At 71.7% G+C, this 23,152-nt stretch carries 22 protein-coding genes; 11 read left to right on the top strand and 11 right to left on the bottom strand.

Annotated elements, in window-relative coordinates:
* Window positions 1-49: 49 nt before the first annotated feature.
* From NGF19_RS06910 to NGF19_RS06895, 4 genes are all read left to right on the top strand, one after another.
* A complete protein-coding gene (locus NGF19_RS06910) occupies window positions 50-1,414 on the top strand; it encodes an FAD-dependent oxidoreductase (RefSeq protein WP_252423004.1) in 1,365 nt (454 codons plus the stop codon).
* Window positions 1,415-1,614: 200 nt separating this feature from the next.
* Window positions 1,615-2,559 (top strand): ABC transporter ATP-binding protein, encoded by a 945-nt coding sequence (locus NGF19_RS06905; protein WP_252423003.1) that lies wholly within the window; start codon window positions 1,615-1,617, stop codon window positions 2,557-2,559.
* Window positions 2,556-3,371 (top strand): ABC transporter permease, encoded by an 816-nt coding sequence (locus NGF19_RS06900; RefSeq protein ID WP_252423001.1) that lies wholly within the window; start codon window positions 2,556-2,558, stop codon window positions 3,369-3,371. The genes NGF19_RS06905 and NGF19_RS06900 overlap by 4 nt, the downstream gene beginning before the upstream one ends.
* Before the next feature lie 176 nt (window positions 3,372-3,547).
* Entirely contained in the window at window positions 3,548-4,315 is a 768-nt protein-coding gene (locus NGF19_RS06895; protein WP_252422999.1) for a dienelactone hydrolase family protein, read from the top strand.
* A 61-nt stretch (window positions 4,316-4,376) separates the two neighbouring features.
* Here the strand turns inward: NGF19_RS06895 and NGF19_RS06890 are convergent, their stop codons facing one another.
* Window positions 4,377-5,246 carry a universal stress protein gene (locus NGF19_RS06890; protein WP_252422998.1) on the bottom strand — a complete coding sequence of 290 codons (870 nt, stop codon included), beginning with the start codon at window positions 5,244-5,246 and terminating at the stop codon, window positions 4,377-4,379.
* A 213-nt stretch (window positions 5,247-5,459) separates the two neighbouring features.
* On the opposite strand from NGF19_RS06890, the gene NGF19_RS06885 reads away from it, so the two are divergent.
* The gene (locus NGF19_RS06885) at window positions 5,460-6,419 is read left to right on the top strand and encodes a threonine/serine dehydratase family protein (protein WP_252422996.1); all 960 of its coding nucleotides are present in this window, start codon (window positions 5,460-5,462) and stop codon (window positions 6,417-6,419) included.
* 148 nt (window positions 6,420-6,567) lie between these two features.
* Window positions 6,568-6,864, top strand: a complete 297-nt coding sequence (locus tag NGF19_RS06880) for a hypothetical protein (protein WP_252422994.1) — start codon at window positions 6,568-6,570, stop codon at window positions 6,862-6,864.
* A gap of 103 nt (window positions 6,865-6,967) precedes the next feature.
* On the opposite strand, the gene NGF19_RS06875 is transcribed toward NGF19_RS06880, so the two are convergent.
* The 3 genes from NGF19_RS06875 to NGF19_RS06865 form a co-directional block, all read right to left on the bottom strand.
* Window positions 6,968-7,951, bottom strand: coding sequence for an aldo/keto reductase (locus NGF19_RS06875; protein WP_252422992.1), 984 nt, complete (start codon window positions 7,949-7,951; stop codon window positions 6,968-6,970).
* Between the two features lie 94 nt (window positions 7,952-8,045).
* Window positions 8,046-8,438, bottom strand: a complete 393-nt coding sequence (locus NGF19_RS06870; RefSeq protein ID WP_252422990.1) for a hypothetical protein — start codon at window positions 8,436-8,438, stop codon at window positions 8,046-8,048.
* Between the two features lie 106 nt (window positions 8,439-8,544).
* Window positions 8,545-9,285 (bottom strand): HAD family hydrolase, encoded by a 741-nt coding sequence (locus NGF19_RS06865; protein ID WP_252423232.1) that lies wholly within the window; start codon window positions 9,283-9,285, stop codon window positions 8,545-8,547.
* Between the two features lie 25 nt (window positions 9,286-9,310).
* Here NGF19_RS06865 and NGF19_RS06860 point away from each other — a divergent pair, with 25 nt between their 5' ends.
* The 4 genes from NGF19_RS06860 to NGF19_RS06845 all read left to right on the top strand — a co-directional run bounded on the left by NGF19_RS06860 (window position 9,311) and on the right by NGF19_RS06845 (window position 13,284).
* Entirely contained in the window at window positions 9,311-9,949 is a 639-nt protein-coding gene (locus NGF19_RS06860) for a nucleoside/nucleotide kinase family protein (protein ID WP_252422988.1), read from the top strand.
* Between the two features lie 37 nt (window positions 9,950-9,986).
* The gene (locus tag NGF19_RS06855) at window positions 9,987-11,147 is read left to right on the top strand and encodes a permease (protein ID WP_252422986.1); all 1,161 of its coding nucleotides are present in this window, start codon (window positions 9,987-9,989) and stop codon (window positions 11,145-11,147) included.
* A gap of 101 nt (window positions 11,148-11,248) precedes the next feature.
* Window positions 11,249-11,821: a MarR family winged helix-turn-helix transcriptional regulator gene (locus tag NGF19_RS06850; protein ID WP_252422985.1), complete on the top strand. Its 573-nt coding sequence runs from the start codon at window positions 11,249-11,251 to the stop codon at window positions 11,819-11,821.
* 275 nt (window positions 11,822-12,096) lie between these two features.
* Entirely contained in the window at window positions 12,097-13,284 is a 1,188-nt protein-coding gene (locus tag NGF19_RS06845; RefSeq protein WP_252422983.1) for a Cmx/CmrA family chloramphenicol efflux MFS transporter, read from the top strand.
* Here NGF19_RS06845 and NGF19_RS06840 read toward each other — a convergent pair.
* On the bottom strand, window positions 13,238-13,423 hold the full coding sequence (locus tag NGF19_RS06840) for a hypothetical protein (protein ID WP_252422981.1): 186 nt from the start codon (window positions 13,421-13,423) through the stop codon (window positions 13,238-13,240). The two genes, NGF19_RS06845 and NGF19_RS06840, sit on opposite strands and share 47 nt — an antisense overlap.
* A 310-nt stretch (window positions 13,424-13,733) precedes the next feature.
* Between NGF19_RS06840 and NGF19_RS06835 the strand changes: the two genes are divergently transcribed.
* On the top strand, window positions 13,734-14,933 hold the full coding sequence (locus NGF19_RS06835; protein ID WP_252422980.1) for a Gfo/Idh/MocA family protein: 1,200 nt from the start codon (window positions 13,734-13,736) through the stop codon (window positions 14,931-14,933).
* Window positions 14,934-14,983: 50 nt separating this feature from the next.
* On the opposite strand, the gene NGF19_RS06830 is transcribed toward NGF19_RS06835, so the two are convergent.
* The 6 genes from NGF19_RS06830 to NGF19_RS06805 all read right to left on the bottom strand — a co-directional run bounded on the left by NGF19_RS06830 (window position 14,984) and on the right by NGF19_RS06805 (window position 23,129).
* Entirely contained in the window at window positions 14,984-15,682 is a 699-nt protein-coding gene (locus tag NGF19_RS06830; RefSeq protein ID WP_252422979.1) for a L,D-transpeptidase family protein, read from the bottom strand.
* Between the two features lie 241 nt (window positions 15,683-15,923).
* Window positions 15,924-17,303, bottom strand: coding sequence for a sensor histidine kinase (locus tag NGF19_RS06825; RefSeq protein WP_252422976.1), 1,380 nt, complete (start codon window positions 17,301-17,303; stop codon window positions 15,924-15,926).
* A gap of 4 nt (window positions 17,304-17,307) precedes the next feature.
* A complete protein-coding gene (locus NGF19_RS06820) occupies window positions 17,308-17,985 on the bottom strand; it encodes a response regulator transcription factor (protein ID WP_252422974.1) in 678 nt (225 codons plus the stop codon).
* 110 nt (window positions 17,986-18,095) lie between these two features.
* Entirely contained in the window at window positions 18,096-19,229 is a 1,134-nt protein-coding gene (locus tag NGF19_RS06815) for a glycosyltransferase family 4 protein (RefSeq protein WP_252422972.1), read from the bottom strand.
* Complete coding sequence (locus NGF19_RS06810; RefSeq protein ID WP_372505597.1) at window positions 19,226-22,126, bottom strand: bifunctional glycosyltransferase/CDP-glycerol:glycerophosphate glycerophosphotransferase; 2,901 nt, start codon at window positions 22,124-22,126, stop codon at window positions 19,226-19,228. The genes NGF19_RS06815 and NGF19_RS06810 overlap by 4 nt, the downstream gene beginning before the upstream one ends.
* A gap of 169 nt (window positions 22,127-22,295) precedes the next feature.
* Window positions 22,296-23,129 carry an SDR family NAD(P)-dependent oxidoreductase gene (locus NGF19_RS06805; RefSeq protein ID WP_252422969.1) on the bottom strand — a complete coding sequence of 278 codons (834 nt, stop codon included), beginning with the start codon at window positions 23,127-23,129 and terminating at the stop codon, window positions 22,296-22,298.
* Window positions 23,130-23,152 lie beyond the last annotated feature (23 nt).

The following is a 23,152-nucleotide window of genomic DNA, read 5'->3' as shown; positions in this document are numbered from 1 at the left end:
TTTAGAGTTTCGGGCGAGTTGTCCGTTATCGCTCGAAGGGAATCTGATCATGTCCCGCCCCCTGCGGGTAGCCATTGTCGGAGCCGGCCCCGCCGGGATCTACGCCGCCGACGCGCTGCTGAAGTCCGAGACCGCCGCCGACCCCGGTGTCTCCATCGATCTCTTCGAGCGGATGCCCGCCCCGTTCGGCCTCATCCGGTACGGCGTCGCCCCCGACCATCCGCGGATCAAGGGCATCGTCACGGCCCTGCACCAGGTGCTGGACAAGCCGCAGATCCGCCTGTTCGGCAACGTCGACTACCCGAACGATCTCAGCCTGGACGACCTGCGCGCGTTCTACGACGCCGTGATCTTCTCCACGGGCGCGATGGCCGACCGGGCCCTCGACATACCCGGCATCGACCTCGACGGCTCCTACGGCGCCGCGGACTTCGTCTCCTGGTACGACGGACACCCCGACGTGCCGCGGACCTGGCCGCTGACCGCCGAGAAGGTCGCCGTCCTCGGCGTCGGCAACGTCGCGCTAGACGTGGCCCGCGTCCTCGCCAAGACCGCGGACGAACTGCTGCCCACCGAGATCCCGCCGAACGTCTACGACGGCCTCAAGGCCAACAAGGCCCTGGAGATCCACGTCTTCGGCCGCCGCGGCCCGGCGCAGGCGAAGTTCAGCCCGATGGAACTGCGGGAGCTGGACCACTCCCCGAACATCGAGGTCATCGTCGACCCCGAGGACATCGACTACGACGAGGGCTCGATCGCCACCCGGCGCGGCAACAAGCAGGCCGACATGGTCGCCAAGACGCTGGAGAACTGGGCGATCCGGGACATCGGCGACCGGCCGCACAAGCTGTTCCTGCACTTCTTCGAGTCCCCGGCCGAGATCCTCGGCGAGGACGGCAAGGTCGTCGGCCTGCGCACCGAGCGCACCGCCCTCGACGGCACCGGCAACGTCAAGGGCACCGGCACCTTCAAGGACTGGGACGTCACCGCGGTCTACCGCGCCGTGGGCTATCTGTCCGAGAGCCTGCCCAAGCTGCCCTGGGACCTCGCCTCGGGCACCGTGCCGGACCAGGGCGGACGCGTCATCGAGGAGAGCGGCGAGCACCTGTCGTCCACGTATGTGACCGGCTGGATCCGCCGCGGCCCCGTGGGCCTGATCGGCCACACCAAGGGCGACGCCAACGAGACGGTCGCCAACCTCCTGGCGGACCACGCGGCCGGGCGGCTGCAGACCCCGGTCTCCCCCGCGCCCGAGGCCGTGGACGCGTTCCTCGCCGAGCGGAACGTCCGTTTCACCACCTGGGAGGGCTGGTACCGCCTCGACGCCGCGGAGAAGGCGCTGGGCGAGCCCCAGGGACGTGAGCGCGTGAAGATCGTCGAGCGCGAGGACATGCTCAAGGCCAGCGGCGCCTGACCGCCGACCCCTTCTGAACCCGCCGACCGGAGCCTTCCGGTCGGCGGGTTCTGTCGTGCGGCACGCTTGCCGCGGTGCACACCGGACGCCCGCGCGCGGCCGGAGCAGTCCGGCGCGACAGACCCTCGTACGCGTACGAAGGTGGAGGGGACCGAGGAGTCCACCCCCGCGACGACTGAGCGCGATGTGAGGACGTTCCCATGATCGAAGCGCATTCCCTCACCAAGCGATATGGAGAGCGCACCGCCGTCGAGGACCTCAGCTTCACCGTGCGCCCCGGCACCGTGACCGGGTTCCTCGGGCCGAACGGGGCGGGCAAGTCCACCACGATGCGGATGCTCCTCGGCCTCGACGCGCCCACCTCGGGCCGGGCCGTGGTGAACGGGAAGAGCTACGCCGCGCACCGGGCGCCGCTGCACGAGGTGGGGGCGATGCTCGAGGCGCGTACCGTCCACACCGGGCGCAGCGCCTACAACCATCTGCGGGTGCTCGCGGCGACGCACGGGATCTCCACGGACCGGATCGAGGAGGTGATCGACCTCGTCGGGCTGCGCGCGGTGGCCCGCAAGCGGATCGGTTCGTTCTCGCTGGGCATGGGACAGCGGCTGGGCATCGCCTGCGCACTGCTGGGCGACCCGGCGACGGTGATGCTCGACGAACCCGTCAACGGCCTTGATCCGGAAGGGATCCTGTGGATCCGCCATCTGCTCAAGGGGCTCGCCGCCGAGGGCCGTACGGTGCTGGTCTCCTCGCATCTGATGTCGGAGATGGCGCTGACCGCCGAGCATCTGATCGTGATCGGGCGGGGGCGGCTCATCGCGGACACCTCGGTGGCGGAGTTCACCGCGCGGGCCGCGGGCGAGGTGGTACGGGTACGGACCGGCGAGGCGGAGAAGCTGCGCGGGCTGCTGACCGGGGCGGGCGGGTCCGTCACCGCGCAGGAGGGCGGCGTGCTCTCGGTGACCGGGCTCAGCAGTGAGCGGATCGGGCGGATCGCGGCGGACCACGGTGTCGCCCTGGCCGAACTGACCCCCCAGCAGGCGTCGTTGGAGGAGGCCTTCATGGAACTGACCCGAAACGCCCTGGAGTTCCAGGCCCCGGCGGCCCAACTCGTCGGCACGGGCGGAGAAGGCGGTACGGAATGACGACGGCCAGGGTGATTCCCGAAGCCGAGCGGGGCGAGGTCACCCAGCTCCGGGTGATCCACTCGGAGTGGATCAAGCTGCGGTCGCTGCGCTCGACGCTGTGCACCCTGCTCGCCGCGGTCGCCGCGATGATCGGACTGGGCTTCCTCTTCAGCTACTTCACCGCCGACCGCTGGCCACATCTGCCGCCGGAGGAGCGGCTGGCCTTCGATCCGACGCTGGTCAGTCTGCGGGGCTTCTTCCTGGCCCAGTTGGCCGTCGGCGTCCTCGGGGTGCTGGTGGTCAGCAGCGAGTACACCACCGGGATGATCCGCGCCTCGCTGGCCGCGGTGCCGCGCCGCCTGCCCGTGCTGTGGGCCAAGGCGCTGGTGTACTCGGCGGTCGTATGGGCCCTGATGACGGCCGCCTCGCTGACGGCGTTCCTGGTGGGGCAGGCGGCGCTGTCCGGCCACGGTCTGGGGACCTCGCTCGGCGCTCCGGGCGTGCTGCGCGCGGTGCTCGGCGCCGGGCTGTATCTGGCGGTCGTGGGCCTGATCGGGGTGGCGCTCGGCGCGCTGATCCGCAACACCGCGGGGGCGATCGCCACGCTCCTCGGCGCGCTGCTGATCCTTCCGGTGCTCGCGGAGGCCCTGCCGTCGACCTGGTTCGACGTGATCAACCCGTTCCTGCCGAGCACGGCGGGACAGGGCCTCGTCCATGTCCAGCACCAGCCGCACACCCTCGCCCCCTGGGTGGGCTTCGGGGTCTTCTGCTGCTACGCGCTGGCGACCCTGGCCGGGGCCGCGGTGACGCTCAAGGAACGGGACGCCTGACCACCGGATGTGCCTGATCCCTCCCTGGATGCCGCGTCGCGTCCGCTCACCGGCACGGCACCGGGCCGCTGGTGACGGGTCGGCAAGGAGGCGGGGCTGCGGCCTTGCGATGATGGCGCCTCAAGATCCTCCGGCCGGTCGTCCCGGCCGGATGTCGACAGGCAGGAGAACAGCGCATGACGGCCACCCGTGGCACATTGGTGGAGATCCCGACCCAGGACGGCACGGCCGACGCCTACTTGGCCCACCCCGACGACGACACCCCCCATCCCGCGGTGCTGCTCTACATGGACGCCTTCGGGCTGCGTCCGCATCTGCGGGCGATGGCCGACCGCCTCGCCGAGAACGGCTACACGGTGCTCGTGCCCAACGTCTTCTACCGCCAGGGGCGGGCACCCGTGGTCGACCTGCCCGAGTTCATCGACACCGAGCGCGCCACGTTCTTCGAGAAGCTCACGCCCATGATCCGGTCGCTGACGGAGGACCTGGTGGAGCGCGACGCCGACGCCTATCTGCGCTGGCTCGCCGACTGCCCCCAGGCGGCCGACGGGCCGATCGGTGTCACCGGCTACTGCATGGGCGCGCGGCTGGCCCTGCTCACCGCCGCCTGCCGGCCGGGACGGGTCGCCGCCATGGCGGGCTTCCACGGCGGGCGGCTCGCGACCGACGCCCCCGACAGCCCGCACCGGGCGGCCGAGCGCGTCACCGCCGAGGTGTACTTCGGCCATGCCGACGAGGACCCCTCCCTGCCGCCCGAGCAGATCGAGCGGCTGGAGAAGGCGCTGTCGGCGGCGAACGTCCCCCACCGCACCGAGGTCTACACGGGCGCCAAGCACGGGTTCACCCAGGCCGACACATCCATGTACCACGCCGAGGCGGCGGAACGGCACTGGCGGGAACTGCTGGCCCTCCTGGGCCGGACCCTGCACCACCACACGGCCTGAGTCACGGCGGTGGGTGCCGCAGGAGACCGCCCGCTTGTCCGTCAGGGTCCGTCAGCGTCCGTCAGGCGGGCGGTACGACGCCCACCGGGCAGGGCGCGTGGTGCAGCAGCGCCTGCGCCACCGAGCCGATGCGCGGCACCACCGCGCGGGCCGCGTGGCGCCCCACCACCACGAGCTGGGCCTGCGCGGCCGCGGTCAGCAGCACCTGGCTCGCGCTTCCCATCTCCACCTGCTCGATCACCGGCACGTCCGGGTAGCGCTCCCGCCAGGGCCGCAGCGCCGCGTCGAGCGCCTTCCGCTCGTACGGCTCCAGGCCGCCGGCCTCCTCGAGCAGCTTCAGCGAGGCGGGGCTGTAGGCGAAGACGGGTGGCAGGGTCCAGGCGCGGACGACGCGGACGGTCGCGCCCCGGGCCGCCGCCGTGGCGAACGCGAAGCCGAGCGCGGCGGCGCCGTCCTCCGGCTCGCCGTGCTGGCCGACGACGATCTCCCGGCCCATGGCCTCGGCCGTGGCGAGGTCGTCGGAGCGGACGAGCACCACGGGCCGGGCGGACTCGGCGATCACCTGGCGGCCCACGGAGCCGATGAGGAAGCCCACGACCGCGCCGTGCCCGCGCGAGCCCAGCACCAGCATCTCGGCCTCGGCCGCCTCGGCGACCAGGGAGCCCACCGGCGAGCCTTCCCGCACCTCGGCGGTCACGGCCAGCCCGGGGTGCCGCTCGGCGATCGTGTGCCGCACCCCGTCGACGATCTCCCGCGCCCAGCCCGCCTGCGCGTCACGGTCGGCGGCCGGGGCGAAGTCGTACGACTGCCACTGCCAGGCGTGCACGATCCTCAGCGGCAGGGACCGGCGCACCGCCTCCCGGCCCGCCCACGCCGCGGCGGCGGCGCTCTCCGGTGATCCGTCGACTCCCACGATGATCGGGCGGGTCATACGGCTGCCTTCCTGTCCGGGTTCCGGTCGGCCTCACGCCCACCGCTTCGGTGTTCACCACACTACGAGGCGCGGCGGACCGACTCCCCGTGGGGGCGGGGCGTCGGCCGTGCTCGGCCGGGGACTCCCGTGGCGGCACGGCGCGTGCCAGGGTAGGAGGCGGTGCGACAGCGGCGTCGTGGCCGGAGGGAACTGTCCTGGGAGGTAGAGGCATTGATCGGGATCTCGGACGTACGCGCTGCCGGGCGGCGGATCGCCCCGCACATCGTGCGCACGCCCACGGTGGAGAGCCCCGGGCTCGGTGAGCTGCTCGGCGTTCCCGTGACCACCAAGCTGGAGTTGCTGCAACGCACCGGGTCCTTCAAGGCACGCGGCGCGACGGCACGGCTCCTCGCGCTGGACGAGGCGGAGCGGGCGGCGGGGGTGGTGGCCGTCAGCGGGGGCAACCACGGGATCGCGCTCGCCGTCATGGCCGCCGCGCTGGAGGTGAAGGCGACGGTGGTGATGCCGCGGTCCGCGCCCGCGCGGTCCATCGGGATCGTCGAGTCGACGGGCGCGACGCTGCGGCTGACGGACGGGATGGACGAGGCGTTCGCGCTCACCGAGCGGCTGCGGGACGAGGGGCTGACCCTGGTGCATCCCTTCGCCGACCCCGACGTGATCGCGGGACAGGGCACGGTCGGCCTCGAACTCGCCGAGGACGCGGGCGAGTTGACGGACGTGCTGGTGAGCGTCGGAGGCGGCGGGCTGATCGCGGGCGTGGCGGCGGCGCTGCATGCCCTGCGGCCGGGGGTGCGGGTCTGGGGTGTGGAGACGGAGGGCGCCGAGGCCATGTCCCGGGCGCTGGCGGCGGGCGGGCCGGTGCCGGTGGAGCTGTCGTCGATCGTGTCCACGCTCAGCGCGCCCACCGTCTCCCCGCTGACGTACGAGCATGTGGCGGCGCTCGTCACCGAGGTCCTGGTGGTCTCGGACGCGGCGGCGGTCCGGGGCAGTCTCGACCTCGCCGAGCACGCCAAGGTGTGGACCGAGCCCGCCGCGGGCTGTCTGCTGCCCGCGGCCCGGCAGGTACGCGAACGGGTCGGCGACGGGGCCCGGTTGGGGCTGGTGGTGTGCGGAGGCAACGCGACCGTGACGGACATCATGGGGTGGGCCGAGCGGTTCGGACCGAGGTGAGCGGGGCCCGGCCACGAACGCGCCACACCTGCTTCGGCAGGCGGGGTGCGCGGTGTCAGTGCACTCGGCGAGAATGCGGGGTAAAGATCAACTAGTCCCTCGGGGCGGGCACCCGCCCCGCCCGTGTCCCGGAAAGGCCCGACCGATCATGACGCGCCCTCGGCTGAGTCCCGATGCCGCCGAAGTGCTGCGCCTGATCATGGACCAGCGTGCCCCGGTGTTCCTCACCGTACGAGCCAACGGGCGGCGCCGGTACGGCTATTGGCGGTCCGACGGGCGGCCCATGGCGCTCCCCACCGAAGAGTGCGACGCGTTGTGCGCGGCGGGGCGGATAGTGCTCGGCGATCCCGTGATCGACCGGGCCAAGACCACGTACCGCATAAGAGCCGCCGGCCGCGGTACGTCCCGCACGTCCCGTACGGCACGCCCGGTCCTGACGGCCTGACCGGTCGGGGGAAGATCCCACCGACCGGCCAGGGACGAACGTACGGATGCCCGGACGCCCGGGGCCTGGGACCCGGAGGCCTGAGCCCCGGAGGTCCGGGTGCCTACCAGCGGCTCTCGACCTGGTCCTTGATCCGCCGGTCGTACAGGTCCTGGATCGCGTCGAGCGTCTCCTGCGAGAGCCGGGGCAGCCGGGCGACCTGCGCGTTGGCGCGGGCCTGGTCCGCCGAGCGGGCGCCCGGGATCACCGCGGTCACGCCGGGCTGCTGGACGATCCAGGCGAGCGCCGTCTGCGCCGGGGTGAAGCCCTCCGGGGCGAGCGCGGAGAACTCGGCCGCCGCCTCCACGCCCGTCGCGAAGTCGACGCCGGAGAACGTCTCGCCCTGGTCGAAGGCCTCGCCGTGGCGGTTGAACGAGCGGTGGTCGTTCGCGGCGAAGACCGTGTCCTTGGTGTACTTGCCCGTCAGCAGACCGGAGGCCAGCGGCACCCGGGCGATGATGCCCACGCCCGCCTCCCGCGCGGCCGGGAGGACCTGCCGCAGCGGCTTCATCCGGAACGGGTTGAGGATGATCTGCACGCTCGCCACGTTCGGGCGGGCGATCGCCGCCAGCGCCTCGTCGCAGGTCTCGACGCTCACGCCGTACGCGGCGATGCGCTCCTCCTCGACCAGCGTGTCCAGGGCGTCGTACACCTCGTCCGAGGAGTAGATGGGCGTCGGCGGGCAGTGCAACTGCACCAGGTCGATCCGGTCGACACCGAGGTTGCGCCGGGAACGGTCGTTCCAGACACGGAAGTTGTCCAGGACGTAGTTCTCCGGGACCTGGTCGACGCGGCGGCCCATCTTGGTCGCCACCAGCACATGCAGATCCGGCCTGCCGAGCAGGAAGGAGGCGATGGTCTGCTCGCTGCGCCCGTCGCCGTACACATCGGCGGTGTCGAAGAAGGTCACCCCCGACTCGGCCGCCGCCTCCAGTACCTCATGGGCGTCCTTGTCGTCGACGTCGCCCCAGTCCGCGCCCAACTGCCAGGTGCCGAGGCCGATCACCGACGCGTGCTGCCCCGACCTGCGGAATTCTCGCTCTTCCATCGGGCCAGTCTGTCATCCGCGCCCACTCGCGCAGGGACGGCCCCGCCCCGCGTGCCGCGTCCGGACCCGGAGCCGCGGCACCCGGTGGCGCGGCTCAGGCGGGTGTGCGGCTCTCCAGTCGCAGCTCGACGTCGACCTCCTGATCACCCGCGACCAGGCCCAGTTGGTGCACGACGAACGTCTCGTCCAGGGCGCGGCGCAGACACTCCACCGCGCGGGGCTCGCCCTGGAGTTCTGCGGTCACGGGACCCGACAGACGCGGGGCCTGTCCCGTCGTCCGCGCGGGTCCGCCGTGCGTGGCGGAGGTGTCGAAGGTACCGGTCCACATCGTGGGCCGACCGCCCGTGGCCTCGTGCGGTGCCTCCTCGGCGGCGCGGTCGGAGCCGAACCGGCGGCACAGTTCGGCGAACAGGCTTCCGGCGTCGGTCGCCGAGCAGCCGCTGATCACCACCTCGACCTGAGGTGCGTGGGGACGGGGCGCGTTCACGGCCGCTCCTCTCGTTCGATGCCCGGCGCGTGTGCCCACGCCGAGGCCCCCCATGGCACGACGGTACGACCGATGCGGCGCGCCCGCCCGTCGGGGCCCTCGCGGGTCACGGGTGCTCCCCCAGTTCCGCGAGATCCCGTACGACGATGTCGGCGCCGTGGGCGCGCAGGGCGTCGGCCTGGCCGACGCGGTCCACGCCGACGACGTACCCGAAGCGGCCCGCGCGCCCGGCCTCCATCCCGGCGAGCGCGTCCTCGAACACGGCGGCGGCCCGTGCCTCGACTCCGAGGTCACGGGCGGCGGCGAGGAAGGTGTCCGGGCGCGGCTTGCCGGGCAGCCGCCGCCGCGACGCGACGACTCCGTCGATCGTCACGTCGAAGAGCTGCTCGGCGTGGATGGAGCGCAGCACCTCACGGCAGTTGGCGCTGGAGGAGACCACGGCCGTGCGCAGCCCGGCGGCGCGTACCGACTCGATGTAGCGGATCGTGCCGTCGTACGCCTCGACGCCGTGGGTGTGGATCAGTTCGAGGAGCAGGGCGTTCTTGCGGTTGCCGAGGCCTCGGACGGTCTGCCGGTCGGGCGGGTCGTCGGGGTCGCCCTCGGGCAGCCGGATGTCGCGGGAGGCGAGGAAGGTACGGACGCCGTCGGCGCGGGGGCGCCCGTCGACGTATCTCTCGTAGTCGGCGTCCTCGAAGGGGCGGTAGGCGTCCCCGTCCCGTTCGCGCAGGAAGGCGTCGAACGTCCGCTTCCACGCGGCGGCGTGGACGGCGGCGGTCTTGGTGATGACCCCGTCGAGGTCGAAGAGGCAGGCCCGGATGCCGTCCGGAAGTCCGAGTTCTGTTGTCATGGGTGTCATGGAGCCACCTTCTCCCATGACCTTCGACGCCCTGCTGAAGCGGGCCGCGGGCCTGGCGCGCCCCGGCCGCCGTGCGATCCTCGGGATCGCCGGGAGTCCGGGTGCGGGCAAGACGACGCTCGCCGAGCGGGTGGTGCGCGAGCTGAACGGCGACGGGCCGCCGTGGGTGGCGCAGGTGCCGATGGACGGCTTCCATCTGGCCGACGCCGAACTCGACCGGCTGGGGCGCCGCCACCGCAAGGGCGCGCCCGACACCTTCGACGCGGCCGGGTACGCGGCGCTGCTGCGGCGGCTGCGGACGGAGGAGGACGACGAGACCGTGTACGCACCGGGCTTCGAACGGGTCCTCGAACAGCCGCTCGCGGGGGCGCTGCCGGTGCCTCCGACGGCGCGGCTGGTGGTGACGGAGGGCAACTACCTGCTGCTGGAGACGGGTGCCTGGTCGCGGGTCCGGCCGCACCTGGACGAGGTGTGGTTCTGCGAGGTCGACGAGGCGGAGCGCGTGCGCCGACTCGTCGCCCGCCACGAGGAGTTCGGCAAGGACCACGCCCGTGCGGTGGCATGGGTACGCGGCCCGGACCAGCGCAACGCGGATCTGGTCGCCACGACACGGTACCGGGCGGACGTGGTGGTCGCTCTTCCCCTGCGGGCATAGTGATCCCGTTTCGTGCCGCCGGGGAGAAGAGCTGCGCATGTGGGACGCGATCGGCCACGCACTGTCCATCACCGGGTCGATGACCTGGGAGATCACCTGGGCGCTGATCCTCGGGTTCACCCTCTCCGCCGTGGTGCAGGCGGTGGTGCGCCGCTCGACGGTCGTCCGGCTGCTGGGGGACGACCGGCCGCGTACGCTCGCCCTGGCCGCCGGGCTCGGTGCCGCCTCGTCCTCGTGCTCGTACGCGGCGGTCGCCCTGGCGCGGTCCCTGTTCCGCAAGGGCGCCGACTTCACCGCGGCGATGGCGTTCGAGATCGCCTCGACCAATCTCGTCATCGAACTCGGCGTGATCCTGGCCCTGTTGATGGGCTGGCAGTTCACCGTCGCGGAGTTCGTCGGCGGGCCGGTGATGATCGCGGTCCTCGCCGTGCTCTTCCGTGTCCTGCTGCGGGAGCGACTGCTGCGCCGGGCCCGTGAACAGGCCGCCCGCGGGCTGGCCGGGTCCATGGAGGGGCATGCGGCGATGGACATGTCGGTGGGCGGCGAGGGCGGCTTCGTCCGCCGTCTGTCCTCTCGCGCGGGCCTCACGTCCGTCTCGCACATCTTCGTGATGGAGTGGGCGGCGATCCTGCGCGACCTGGTGGGCGGTCTGCTGATCGCGGGCGCCATCGCCGCATGGGTGCCGGACACGTTCTGGCGTACGTTCTTCCTGGCCGACCATCCACTCGCGGCCAAGGTGATCGGGCCGCTCGTCGGACCACTGGTGGCGATGGCGACCTTCGTGTGCTCGATCGGCAACGTGCCGCTGGCGGTGGTGCTGTGGAAGGGCGGCATCAGCTTCGGTGGTGTGATCGCCTTCCTCTACGCGGACCTGCTGATCCTGCCGATCCTGGCCATCTACCGGAAGTACTACGGGGCGCGCATGGCCGTGTTCCTGCTCGGCACGTTCTTCGCGGCGATGGTGGTCGCCGGGTATGTGGTCGAGTTCGTGTTCGGCGCACTGGGGTTGGTCCCCGACCAGGCGCGGGCCAGGCTTCCCGAGGAAGGCGTCCGGTGGAACTACACGACCTGGCTCAACATCGCGTTCCTGCTGCTGGCCGCCGCCTTGCTCGTACGGTTCCTGCGGACCGGCGGGCGCGGCATGCTGCGGAGGATGGGGGGAGCGCCCGAACATCCCGGTGACCTCCGTACACTTTGAAGCCGAACGATCACCGTGACCGACACGACCGACACGACCGAACGAAGGAGCGGCCGAAGGGCCGCGCCGATGCACGCCGCGAGCAGACCCGAGGAGCCCCCTTGCCCGGCCAGCGATCCATCACCGAGGCCGAGAAGCTCGCCGCGGCGAAGCTCGGCGGCTTCCCGCTCCGCCGGGACCAGATGGCGGCCGTGGCCAACATCTACCGGGCGGCGTCGGCGGTGCGTCAGCATCTGGAGAACTCCGTGCTGCGGGGGTCGGATCTGACCTGGACGGCGTTCGTCGTCCTGTGGGTGGTCTGGGTGTGGGGCGAGTCGGAGACCCGGCATGTGGCCGAGGAGGCGGGGATCTCCAAGGGCACGCTCACGGGTGTGGCGCGCACGCTGGAGTCCCGCGGGCTGGTGCGGCGCACCGGTCATCCCTCCGACGGCAGGCTGGTCCTGCTCAGCCTCACCGCCGAGGGGGAGGAGTTGATGCAGCGGGTCTTCCCGGCGTTCAACGAGGAAGAGGCCTTCGTCACAGGGCAGTTGAGCGACGCCGAATGCCGTCGGCTGGCCGAGGGGCTGCGCGGTGTCGTCCTCCAGGTCGAGGAGCACGGCGAGGAGCGCCGCCGCGCCCTGCTGGGTGGCGCGGAGCCGCCGCCGCGCCGCAGCGGCCGTCGGCCGAAGGCGTGACACGGGCGGGAACTCGCCGACGGGACACCGGTGTTCGGGTCGGGCGGCGAAACCGAGGTGCTTCGGTGGGCCTCGGCCGGGTACTCTGCGCGTCATGTCGAGCCCTGAGTCGGACAGGGTGGGGGCTTTCGGTCACGCCGTCAGCCCCCTGAACCCCTGAGTCCGTAGTCCTTGCCGTCCCCCGCCCGCCGTGCGGCCGGACGTGTGCGCTCCTGGGTGCTGACCGCGGTGACGAGACGAGTCCCTCGTACCTCTCCTCGCCTCGGAGTCACTCGATGCCCCTCCCCTTGTATCTGCTCGCCCTGGCGGTCTTCGCCATGGGGACCTCCGAATTCATGCTCGCCGGTCTCGTGCCGGACATCGCCTCCGGTCTCGGCGTGGCCGTCGGGACGGCGGGCCTGCTCACCTCGGCGTTCGCGGTCGGCATGGTCGTCGGCGCCCCGCTCATGGCCGGGCTCGCCCGCACCTGGCCGCGCCGGACCGCCCTGCTCGGCTTCGTCCTCCTGTTCGCGGCGACCCATGCCGTGGGGGCCATGACCACGAGCTTCTCCGTCCTGCTCGCGACCCGGGTGGTCGCCGCGCTCGCGAACGCGGGGTTCCTCGCCGTGGCCCTGACGACCGCGGCCACGATGGTCCCGCCCGACCGCAAGGGACGCGCGCTCGCCGTGCTGCTGTCGGGCACGACGGTGGCCACGATCGCCGGGGTCCCCGCGGGCGCGGTCCTCGGCACGATGCTCGGCTGGCGGGCCACGTTCTGGGCCGTCGCCGCTCTCTGCCTGCCCGCCGCGCTCGGCGTCCTCAGGGGAGTTCCCGCCCGTCCGCTGCCGGGCGGCACGGTCGACGGGCCGCCCCTGCGCTCGGAGTTGGCGCGGCTCAGGAGTCCGCGGCTGGTCCTGGTCATGCTGGTCGGCGCGCTGGTGAACGCGGCGACCTTCGCGAGCTTCACCTTCCTCGCCCCGGTCGTGACCGACACCGCGGGGCTGGGGAAGCTGTGGGTCCCCGTCGCGCTGGTGCTGTTCGGCACCGGCTCCTTCGTCGGTGTCACCGTCGCCGGACGGCTCTCCGATCAGCGCCCCGGCCTGGTCATCGCGGCCGGAGGTCCGCTCCTGCTCATCGGCTGGCCCGCGCTGGCCGTCCTGGCGGACCGGCCGGTCGCGCTGCTCGTCCTCGTGTTCACGCAGGGCGCGCTGTCGTTCGCGCTCGGCAGCACGCTGATCACACGGGTTCTCTACGAGGCGGCGGGCGCTCCCACCATGGCCGGTTCGTACGCGACCGCCGCGCTCAACGTCGGCGCCGCCGTGGGACCCTTCCTCGCCGCGACCACTCTCGGCACGCGGACGGGGCACTTGGGACCGCTCTGGACAAGCGGGCTCCTCGTCGCGCTCGCCCTGCTCGGCGCGCGCGTCGAGCAGGCGCTCACGCCGCTTCCGTGTCCTTCGGGGACGCGGCGGCCCACTCCATGACGAGCCGCTGGTACTCCAGCCGCTGCTCCGCGTTCAGCGATCCTCCGCTCCGGAACCACAAGGCCCGGATCTCCTCGTTGACCTCGTCGGCAGAGCGCGCCGCTGTGGGTTCAGGAGTGGTGGACATGGTGTGAAGCATACGGGGTCCAGTGTGAAGACATCGTGAGCAATCAGGCAACTCCCGGCATTCCGGGCCGTGAAGCTGATCACTTCGACCCGACGAAACCGTTCACGCCTCAACTACACGTCCACGCTACCGCGTTCACCGTCGAAAGGTGAGGGGGACGCCACCTTTCGACGGTGAACCGCAGGAGTCTTGACGCCGGGATCCCCAGCCCCAAAGGTGACGACGGAAGCCCGAAGGCAACGACGGCGGCGCCGACGCGCGCGGCCCCAACTTTCCGTCCGCCGGACCGATCCGGCTCTCCTCAGCGAAGGGCACGCGCCTCATGACGTTCTCGCTCGGCATCGTCGGCGCCGGTCAGTTCTCCGGCCAGTTCGCCCGGTTGTTCCTGGCCCACCCCGGCGTCGGCGACGTCCACATCACCGATCTGCTCCCCGAACGGGCCGAACACCTCGCCGCCACTATGGGCCTCACCGGCACATTCCCTTCGTACGAGGCCATGTTGGAGTCGAAGGCGATCGACGCGGTCGCGATCTTCACGCAACGCTGGACGCACGGCCCCCTCGTCGTCCAGGGGTTGAACGCGGGCAAGCACGTGTACTCCGCCGTTCCCATGGCGATCAGCACGGAGGAGATCGCGGCGATCATCGACCGGGTCAAGGCGACCGGGCTGACATACATGATGGGCGAGACCAGCCACTACCACCCGGCGACGGTGCACGCCCGCAGGCAGGCCGCCCAGGGTGCGTTCGGCCGCCTCTTCTACGCCGAGGGCGACTACGTCCACGACATGGACCTCGGGTTCTACGAGGCGTATCAGTACAGCGGCGGCGAGAACTGGAAGGCCACCGCCAGCTATCCCCCGCTGCTCTACCCGACCCACGCGGTCGGCGGGGTGCTCGGCGCCTGGCGGACGCACGCGGTGAGCGTGTCCGCGATCGGGGTGCGCGACGAGCGCGGGGACGGTGTGTTCGACAAGGAGATCAGCCGGTTCGACAACGACTTCTCCAACGCCACCGCGCTGTTCGAGGTGGCGGGCGGCGGCTCGTTCCGCACCAACGAGTTCCGGCGGGTCGGCTACCCCTCGCCCGTCCGGGAGTCGCGCTTCCGGTTCTTCGGCACGGAGGCGAGCATGGAACAACTCGCCACGGTGGCGCTGTGGCAGGACAAGACCGGCGTGCGGGACATCTCCGAACTGCTGGAACCCAAGGCCACGTTGGCTCCTGACGAGCCGTCACTGGCGCATGTCGCGCCGACGCTGCGGGCCGCCTTCACCTCGGGTTCGGCTCCGGTGCACGACCGGGCGCGGCTGCCGCGGGAGTTCGACACCCTGCCCAACGGGCATGAGGGGAGCCATCACTTCCTGGTGGACGACTTCGTGACGGCGGTGACCACTCGCACCCTGCCGTCCGTGAACGCCTGGGTCGCGGCCCGTTACACCCTGCCGGGGGTCATCGCGCACGCGTCGGCCCTGAAGGGCGGAGTACGGCTGGAGATCCCGGACTTCGGGGACGCGCCCGCGTAACCTGGGCCTGTGGTCCGGCCGTTGACAGGGACGGCCGGACCGTTCCCGTCTCAGGTACCGGACTTGCGGCCGTACACGAACACGTCGTCGCCGGTCTTCAGCAGCGACCAGTACTTCTTGGCGTCCGTCGTGGTCATGTTGACGCAGCCGTGCGACCCCGGCGGGTTCCACACACTGACGCCGACCGAGTGGAAGGCCTGGCCGCCGTCGAAGAACTGGCTGTAGGGCATGGGCGTGTCGTAGAGGCTCGACACATGGTCGCGATGGCGCCAGTAGATCTTCTTCAGGCCCGTACGGGTCGCGTAGCCCTTGCGTCCGGTGCGGACGGGCACGGGACCGTAGACGAGCTTCTTGCCGTCCTGGATCCAACTGAGCTGGAGCGTGAGGTCGACACAGGCGATACGGCCCTTGTTGGTCGGGCACTTCCCGGCCTTGTTCGGGTTCTTCCCCACGGCCTTCTGCCGGTTCATCAGGTCCATCACGCCCCAGGTGACGGGACCGGCGTACCCGATGTTCGGGGTGATGCGGTGCTTGTTCTGGAAGGCCTGGATCGCCTTGCAGTCGGCCGAGGACTGCTTGCCGTCGACCGGCCGGCCGAGGAACTTCTCCACCTTCTTCTGGTACGGGCCGGTCTTCGTGGTGCAACTGCTCGCGGCTTGCGCGGGCGTGGTACCGAGCGCGACGGTGAGCGGGGCGGTCAGGGCGATGACCCCGAGCGCGACGACGCCACGTCTGCGTATGTCCCCCATGGGTAGGCCTTTCATCTTTTGTACGGCGGCTACCGTACACGGCGCGGATCCTGCCGATTAGACCGCCCCCGAGGTCCACGGGGAGGGGGAACGGAACTGATTGCTACGAAACAGTGACATTCCCCTGTGGACGGCTGGGTGTGGCGCCTGATATTGGCCCAGTGGCCTGATACCGCTCCCTCTCGTACTGGTCCGTCCCTACTGGTCCGTCCCTACTGGTCCGTCCCTACTGAACCGTCTCCTATTGGTCCGTCGCCGGGACGCGGACCACGATGCGGGCACCCGGTTCGTTGTCCTCGACATGGATGCGCCCGTGGTGGGCGGCGATGACCTCGTGGGCGATCGCCAACCCCAGGCCGCTTCCGCCGGTGTCCCGGGCGCGGGCGCCGTCCAGCCGGGTGAAGCGGTCGAAGACGCGGCGGCGGTCGGCCGCCGGGATGCCGGGGCCGTCGTCGGCGACGACGAGGGTCGCGATGCCGTCGCACACGCCGAGGCTCACCTCGATCCGCTCGACGGCGTACCGCAGGGCGTTGTCCAGCAGATTGCGCACCACTCGGGCCAGGGCCTCCCCGTCGCCGTACACGCGGGCGGCGCTGACGCCACGCTGGTCGACGAGGACGGAGGTGCTCAGCCGGGCGCGGAGCACCTCGTGGAAGACGATCTCGTCCAGGTCCACGAGGCGTTTGCGCAGCCGGGGCCGGGCGTCGAGGCGGGCGAGCCGTACGAGGTCGTCGACGAGCCGGGACAGCCGCTCGCTCTCCTCGACCAGCGCCGGGCCCCGCGTGCGCCAGTCCGCGGAGTCCGGGTGCCGTACGGCCACTTCCAACTGGGTGTGCAGGCTGCTCAAGGGGCTGCGCAGCTCATGGGCGGCGTCGGCGACGAACTCCCGCTGGCGTTGCGTCGAGGCGTCCAGCCGGGCGAGCAGGTCGTTCAGGGTGCGCGCCAGGCGGCCCAGAGCGTCGTCGGCGGGCGGTTCGTCCAGGCGGCGGCCGAGGTCGGAGACGGTGATCTCGGCGGCCTGGGAGCGCAGGGCGTCCACGGGCCGCAGGGCTCGCCCGGTCAGCAGCCACACCACGCCGATGAGCACGGCACCGGCCAGCGGTACGACGATGGCCAGGCCCGCGGCGAGGTCGGCGAGGTTGTGGGACACGGACTCGGTGGGCACGGCGACGTACACGGTCAGCGGGTCCTTGTCGGGCCCGGCGGTGACCGCCACGGCGCGCCAGGTGCCGTCCCGGGTCAGCGGCAGGTCGTGCACGTTGTGGACCTGGGAGACACCGGAGGACGGGGCCGGGGAGAAGGTGAACAGCGGCGGTCTGCCCTTGAGGTTGGCCGAGCTGGAGCGGACGACGCGCCGGGCGTCGACGACCTGGACGGCGGTCTCGCCCTTGCCGGAGGGCGGCAGGGTGCGCGGGAGGTTCCCGCTGTCGATGTTCGCGGCGATCACCTGGGCCTGTTCGAGCGCCCGCTGGTCGAGTCCGCCGATGAGGCTGGCGCGCAGCCAGACGATCAGCAGCAGCGAGGCGCCGACCAGGGCCGCCGCGATCATCAGGGCCGCCGCCGCGGTCAGCCGCAGGCGCAGGGAGCGCCGGGCCCACCACGCCGGGACGGGAAGGCGCACCGGTTCACCTCCCGGTGCCGCGCAGCCGGTACCCGGCGCCGCGGAGGGTCTCGATCGTCCGGCGGCCGAACGGGGCGTCGATCTTGCGCCGCAGATAGCCGATGTAGACCTCGACGATGTTGGTGTCGCCGTCGAAGTCCTCCTCCCAGACGTGTTCGAGGATGTCGGTCTTGCTGACGACCTCGTCGGGGTGGCGCAGGAGGAACTCCAGGAGGGTGAACTCCCGTGCGGTCAGGGTGATCTCCTGGCCCGCGCGATGGCAGCGGCGGCGCGCCGGGTCCAGGTCGAGGTCGCCTGCGGTGAGCACGGCGGGCCGGGCGGGGGCCCCGCGGCGCAGCAGCGCCCGCAGATGGGCGACGAGGACCACGTAGGAGAACGGCTTGCTCAGGTAGTCGTCGGCGCCGAGGTCGAGGGCGTCCGCCTCGTCGTACTCGCCGTCCTTGGCGGTGAGGATGAGGACGGGGGTCCAGACGGCGGCGGCCCGCAGGCGTTTGAGGAGTTCGTAGCCGGACATCCGCGGCAGCATGAGGTCCAGCACGATCGCGTCGTGCGGCTCGTGCGTGGCGTGCCACAGTCCGTCGACGCCGTCGTGGGCGACATCGACGACGAAGCCCTCCTCGGCGAGCCCTCGGGCGATCGCCGTGGCGAGCCCGCGTTCGTCCTCGATCACCAGCACGCGCATGGTCGACCTCCCTTCCACCCTACGAAGAGATGGTCGGGGCCGCGCGCCGAGTTCGCCTGGTGACGGCCCGCGGGCCGGGTGCGACAGGCCTGCGGGCCGGGTGCCGCCGGTCAGCGCTCCAGGAAGGCGAAGAGTTCCTCCCAGCGGCGGGTGATCACCTCGGGGGCGAAGCGCCGGACGTTCTGCCGGGCCCGCTCCCCCATCGTGTCGCGCAGGTTCTCGTCGGCCATCAACCGGCCGAGGTGGTCGGCGAGTTCGGAGACGTTGCCGTGCCGGGCGAGCAGTCCGTCCTCGCCGTTCCTGACGATCTCCCGTACCCCGGGCGAGCAGTCGAAGGCGACACAGGGCACGCCGCAGGCCATCGCTTCCAGGAGGACGAGCGGGAAGCCTTCGCCGCGCGAGGACTGGACGAACACGGACGACCGTCTGAGCGCGCCGACGACGTCGTCGGTCCGGCCCGCCCACTCCACCGAGTCGTCCAGGCCGAGGTCCGTGCACTGCCGCCGCAGCGCGGCCTCGTGCTCCCCGGTGCCATAGATGCGCAGGAGCCAGCCCGGTTGCCGCGGCGCGGCCTCGGCCCAGGTGTCCAGCAGCAGGTCGACGCCCTTGGCGTGGTCGAGTCGTCCGATGCTGGCCACCGCCTTCTCCGTGCGCGGTGAGGGGGCGTCGGGGGTCAGGGGCAGCGGGTTGGGCAGGAAGGAGACGTGGGTGAGTCCCTCGACGGCCCAGCGGTCGGCGTCTTCCTGGGTGAGGACGAGCAGGCGGTCGACGTCCTGGTAGTACCTGCGCACGCGGGCGAAGCGCGAGGAGTGGCGGGTCGCTCCGAACGACTCGTGGCTCATGCCGATGACCAGGTGCCCCGCGGTGTCCGCGAGCGCCACCCACTCCATCGCCCACACCTGGGTCACGATGATCACGGCTCCGGGCCGTGCGGCGCGGAACGCGCGGGACAGGCGCTCGGCGACGGCGCGCCGGCTCGCCTCCTGCCGCCGGACGGCCGGATCGAACCGGCCGAGCCCGAGGCGTGGCTTGCGGCGGCCGGGGGGCCGCCGGTCGTAGAGGGTCAGCGTCTCGTACGGGGGGTGTGCGCCGAGGTCCATCGGTACCTCGGGCGGGGAGATGCCGATGATCCGGACCCGGTGGCCGCGCTCGGACAGCAGCCGGGCCATCTGGTGCTGCCAACGGCCCACGCCGCCCAGCTCGTTGACCTCGTTGGCGACGAAGAAGATCTCACGCTGTGTCATGGGGCCTGCCTCGTGGGGGCGAAGAACCGGTCCACGATGCGAGCCGCCGCGTCCCCGCGGTCGTACTCGCCGTATCGGTTCACGAACTCCTTGAGCCGTGCCTCGTAGCGGGTGCTCAGGGCGCGCAAGTCGCCGAGCGCGGCGAAGAGTTCGTCCTCGGTGTGCGCGACGGGACCCGGGGCCTCGGCCGGGAGGTCGAAGTAGGTGCCGCGGGTGTCCCGGGAGTACTCCTCCCAGTCGTGGGCGTAGAACACCATCGGCCGGCGCAGCAGCGCATAGTCGAACATCACCGAGGAGTAGTCGGTGATCAGGGCGTCGGAGAGCAGCAGGAGCGGGGTGATGTCCGGTTCGCCGGTCACGTCGATCACGCGGCCCGTGACCGACGGGGGCAGGGTGACGCGGTTCAGGTAGTGGGAGCGGACGAGGAGGGTGTACTGGTCCGCGAAGCGCTCGGCGAAGGCTTCGATGTCGAAGGGGAACGCGAAGTCGCGGGCGCGGCCGTCGGGGCGGGAGCGGAAGGTGGGCGCGTACAGCAGGACGCGGCGGTCGGGGTGGATGCCGAGGCGTTCGGCGAGGCTGCGCAGTGCCGGGTCGGGGGTGCGCGGGTTCCGGGCGGCTCGTACCAGGGCGTCGTTGCGGGGGTAGCCGAGGCGCAGGAGCTTGTGCTCGGGGATGCGGTAGGCGCGGGCGAGGGTGCGGACGTCGTGTTCGCCGCGGACCAGGAAGTGGTCGAAGCGGTCCAGCGCCTGCTGGTACGCGAGTTGGGCATGTTCGGACATCACGCGGTGAGCGGGCTGGTCGAAGCCCATCTTCTTCAGCGCCGAGCCGTGCCAGGTCTGGAGGTAGGTGGTCTCCGGGCGTTTGGCCAGCTTGAGGGGGAAGCCCTGGTTGTCGATCCAGAACTCGGCCTGGGCCAGCGCCCGGAGGTACCGCCAGGACCAGCGGCGGACGAGTTCGGCGTCCGCCGGGAAGCCCGTGGGTCTCGCGCCCGCGTAGGACCAGATGGCGGTGACGGGCGTCTGACGGCGTCTGAGTTCCTCGTAGAGGGCGCGGGGGCTGTCGCTGTACTGCTTGCCGAGATGGCTCTCGAAGACGACGGTGCCCTTGCGGACCGGGAGCAGTCGCAGCATGCGGTGGTAGACCTGCACCTTGCGGGTCCCGGAGGTCAGGTCCCGGCGCACGGCCCGCAGTCCGCGGTAGGTGCGCTTGGCGGCCCTGGCGGCGGGCCCGTGCAGATTGCGGTCCACGAGGGCGCGCCCGCGCTGTGCGGCGGGGCTGTGCTGGGTGAGCCGGAAGGCCAGATGGCCCTTGGCGGAGACCTGGGGTGCGAGCCGGTCGGCCACGAGCCGGGTCAGCCGGGGGCGCACCGGCAGGGCGGGGGCGTTCTCCAGGTCGACGCTGCCGGCCGTGATCCGGCTGGTGGTCCGCTGACCGTCCGCGGTCAGATGCAGCCGGATGTCCCATACCTCGTCCAGGACGCCCACCGGGCGGAACGCGCGTGCCAGCGGTACGGCCGCCTGCCAGGTGAGGGCGTCGCCCTCGTGACGTACCGTCCGCACGGGGAACCGGTAGCTCCGCAGGCTGCGGCGGCGGGCCCGCAGCTCCAGCTCGGCGGTGAGGTCGGCGTCCGCGGGGACGGTGTGCAGGGGGTTGACCACGGCGCCCGCCAGGAGCACGGTGCCGCCCCGCACGGCGTAGCGGGTGAGCAGATTGCGCAGGAACATCCTCTCCAGCGGCTTGCCGTGGTAGCCGAGTCGGGTGACGTCCATGACCTCACGGGCCGCTGGGTCGTCCAGATGTCGGTCGCACCAGTAGATCCGGCCGTCCCGCTCGGCGAGCGGCGCGGAGATCTTCTTACGGTTGATCAGTGTGTCGATGGCGGGCATCAGATGGTCCCAGTCCTCGCGCATCAGCAGGTAGGCGCAGATGGCGTGCACGGCGTCGAGGCTGTCGTACGCCTCCTGCGGGAAGTCCTGGACGTAGCCGCGGGCCAGTGCGGCGAAGCGGTGGCGGTAGTCGTTGTCGAGGAAGGGCAGGTCGCGCAGGTAGAGGACGAGATCGTGCTTGAGGAACTTGATGTCCTTGCACAGCTTGAGTTCGCCGAGGCCGCGCCGGTCGAGGACGGCGTCGATACGCCGGTGGATCTCCAGCCGGTCGGTGAAGTTGTTGATCTCGTGGCGCCGGTTGCTGATGGACTTGGCCGTGGTCTTCTCGGCCACGTTCCAGAAGTAGACGGTGTGCGGGATCAGGGTGATGCGCGCTGCCGCGAGATACGCCTCGGCGGAGAACAGCAGGTCTTCGTAGTGGATGCCGCGCGGGAAGGTGAGGCCGTGGTCCACGAGGAAGGAGCGCCGGTAGCACTTGTTGGTGGACAGGGTGTCGAAGACGAAGAGGTCCGGCAGGTCGGCGACGGACTCGACGGTGGTCGTGGTCCGGTACAGCCAGGGGTACCAGGGGATCCGCTTGACGTGCCGGCTGTCGGTGTGGACCCGGACGCAGCGCCCGGAGACCAGGTCGGCGCCGGTGCGCTCGGCCGCTTCCAGCAGGTTGCGGCAGGCGTGACGTTCCAGGGTGTCGTCGCTGTCCAGGAACATGACGTAGCGTCCGCGGGCCGCGGCCATGCCGTGGTTACGGGGTTCTCCGCAGCCACCGCTGTTCTCGGGCAGCCGGATCGCGCGGACGCGTCGGGGGTGGGCGGCGGCCAGCGCCCGCGCGGTGTCGTAGGAGCCGTCGGTCGAACAGTCGTCGACGACGATCACTTCCACGTTGCGCAGCGACTGGTCGAGGACGGAGCGGACGGCCACCGGGAGGCGCCGGTCGTCGTTGTAGACGATGACGACCACGCTGATGTCCGGCTCCGTCCCGGCTGACTCGGGGGTAACGATCGACACGGCCACCTCTCGTCTCGGGTTCCGGGGTCCGGGGTCCGGGCGGCGGCCGGTGCCCGCGCGTCGTGGCGGACGGTAAGGGCCTTGTCCGGCCCTCCACGCTAGGGACGGCGCCTCGGGCGAGGCCACCTCCGACACGCGCCGGTCGGGTATCGTCCGCCGCGCGCGTTACGGGGCGTCAGCCTCCGGTGCGTGCACGGTTCTCCGGCGTCCGAGGGCCGTCGTCGGCGCGTCCCATGCGGTCCCGGAATCCGGTGTTGACGGCGAGCAGGCCGCCGTCGACGCGGAGTGTCGTGCCCGTGATCCACGCGGCGTCCGGGGAGGCGAGGAAGGCGACCGCCCCTGCGATGTCCTCGGGCTCACCGACCCGGCCCAGCGCGTACAGCCCGCTCACCGCGGCGAGGTCCGCGTCGCGGCCCTCCCAGGCGGTGGTACGGATCGTGCCGGGCGCCACGAGGTTGACCCGGACTCCGCGCGGTGCCGCGTGCCCGGCGAGGGTACGGGTGAGGGACTCCAGGCCCGCCTTCGCGGCGCTGTAGGCGTGGTTGCCGAAGCTCTGGATGCCGTTCACGGAACCGATGTTGACGATGGCGCCGCGCCCGGAGGCGAGCAGATGCGGCAGCGCCGCGCGACTGCAGCGGTACGCCCCGGTCAGGGTGAGGTCGATGTCGCGCGCCCACACCTCGTCCGGCTCGTCCTCGAAGAGCGGGACGTCGGGCGTGCAGCCGTACGCGTTGTTGACAAGCACGTCCAGCGTGCCGAAGGCGTCCACCGCGTGGGCGACGGCCGCCTCGACGGAGGCCCGGTCCGCGACGTCGCACGCGAACGCCTCGGCTCGCGCGCCTTCTTCTCGTAGCGCGTCCGCGGTCGTGCGGGCGTGCGTCACGTCGATGTCGGTGACGAGCACCTGGGCGCCCTCCCGCGCGAACCGCCGGGCGGTGGCGGCGCCGATGCCGCGCGCCGCGCCCGTGATCAGGACTCCGTACCCCTCGAAACGCCTCATGTGTTCCATGGCTCCGACGCTAGTGCTCGGGC

Origin of the sequence: Streptomyces macrolidinus, assembly GCF_023887685.1 — a bacterium.
Classification (GTDB): domain Bacteria; phylum Actinomycetota; class Actinomycetes; order Streptomycetales; family Streptomycetaceae; genus Streptomyces; species Streptomyces macrolidinus.
Note: the sequence above shows the minus strand (reverse complement) of the source record. Positions and strands in the feature narration are given on the sequence as shown.

Excerpts from the sequence above, each read along its gene's own strand:
- NGF19_RS06815 (WP_252422972.1), bottom strand. The coding sequence starts at position 19,229 with ATGACACAGCGTGAGATCTTCTTCGTCGCCAACGAGGTCAACGAGCTG.
- NGF19_RS06900 (WP_252423001.1), top strand. The coding sequence starts at position 2,556 with ATGACGACGGCCAGGGTGATTCCCGAAGCCGAGCGGGGCGAGGTCACC.
- NGF19_RS06830 (WP_252422979.1), bottom strand. The coding sequence starts at position 15,682 with ATGGGGGACATACGCAGACGTGGCGTCGTCGCGCTCGGGGTCATCGCC.
- NGF19_RS06875 (WP_252422992.1), bottom strand. The coding sequence starts at position 7,951 with ATGGAAGAGCGAGAATTCCGCAGGTCGGGGCAGCACGCGTCGGTGATC.
- NGF19_RS06845 (WP_252422983.1), top strand. The coding sequence starts at position 12,097 with ATGCCCCTCCCCTTGTATCTGCTCGCCCTGGCGGTCTTCGCCATGGGG.
- NGF19_RS06805 (WP_252422969.1), bottom strand. The coding sequence starts at position 23,129 with ATGGAACACATGAGGCGTTTCGAGGGGTACGGAGTCCTGATCACGGGC.
- NGF19_RS06835 (WP_252422980.1), top strand. The coding sequence starts at position 13,734 with ATGACGTTCTCGCTCGGCATCGTCGGCGCCGGTCAGTTCTCCGGCCAG.
- NGF19_RS06895 (WP_252422999.1), top strand. The coding sequence starts at position 3,548 with ATGACGGCCACCCGTGGCACATTGGTGGAGATCCCGACCCAGGACGGC.
- NGF19_RS06855 (WP_252422986.1), top strand. The coding sequence starts at position 9,987 with ATGTGGGACGCGATCGGCCACGCACTGTCCATCACCGGGTCGATGACC.
- NGF19_RS06910 (WP_252423004.1), top strand. The coding sequence starts at position 50 with ATGTCCCGCCCCCTGCGGGTAGCCATTGTCGGAGCCGGCCCCGCCGGG.
- NGF19_RS06880 (WP_252422994.1), top strand. The coding sequence starts at position 6,568 with ATGACGCGCCCTCGGCTGAGTCCCGATGCCGCCGAAGTGCTGCGCCTG.
- NGF19_RS06890 (WP_252422998.1), bottom strand. The coding sequence starts at position 5,246 with ATGACCCGCCCGATCATCGTGGGAGTCGACGGATCACCGGAGAGCGCC.
- NGF19_RS06860 (WP_252422988.1), top strand. The coding sequence starts at position 9,311 with ATGACCTTCGACGCCCTGCTGAAGCGGGCCGCGGGCCTGGCGCGCCCC.
- NGF19_RS06840 (WP_252422981.1), bottom strand. The coding sequence starts at position 13,423 with ATGCTTCACACCATGTCCACCACTCCTGAACCCACAGCGGCGCGCTCT.
- NGF19_RS06820 (WP_252422974.1), bottom strand. The coding sequence starts at position 17,985 with ATGCGCGTGCTGGTGATCGAGGACGAACGCGGGCTCGCCACGGCGATC.
- NGF19_RS06905 (WP_252423003.1), top strand. The coding sequence starts at position 1,615 with ATGATCGAAGCGCATTCCCTCACCAAGCGATATGGAGAGCGCACCGCC.
- NGF19_RS06865 (WP_252423232.1), bottom strand. The coding sequence starts at position 9,285 with ATGACAACAGAACTCGGACTTCCGGACGGCATCCGGGCCTGCCTCTTC.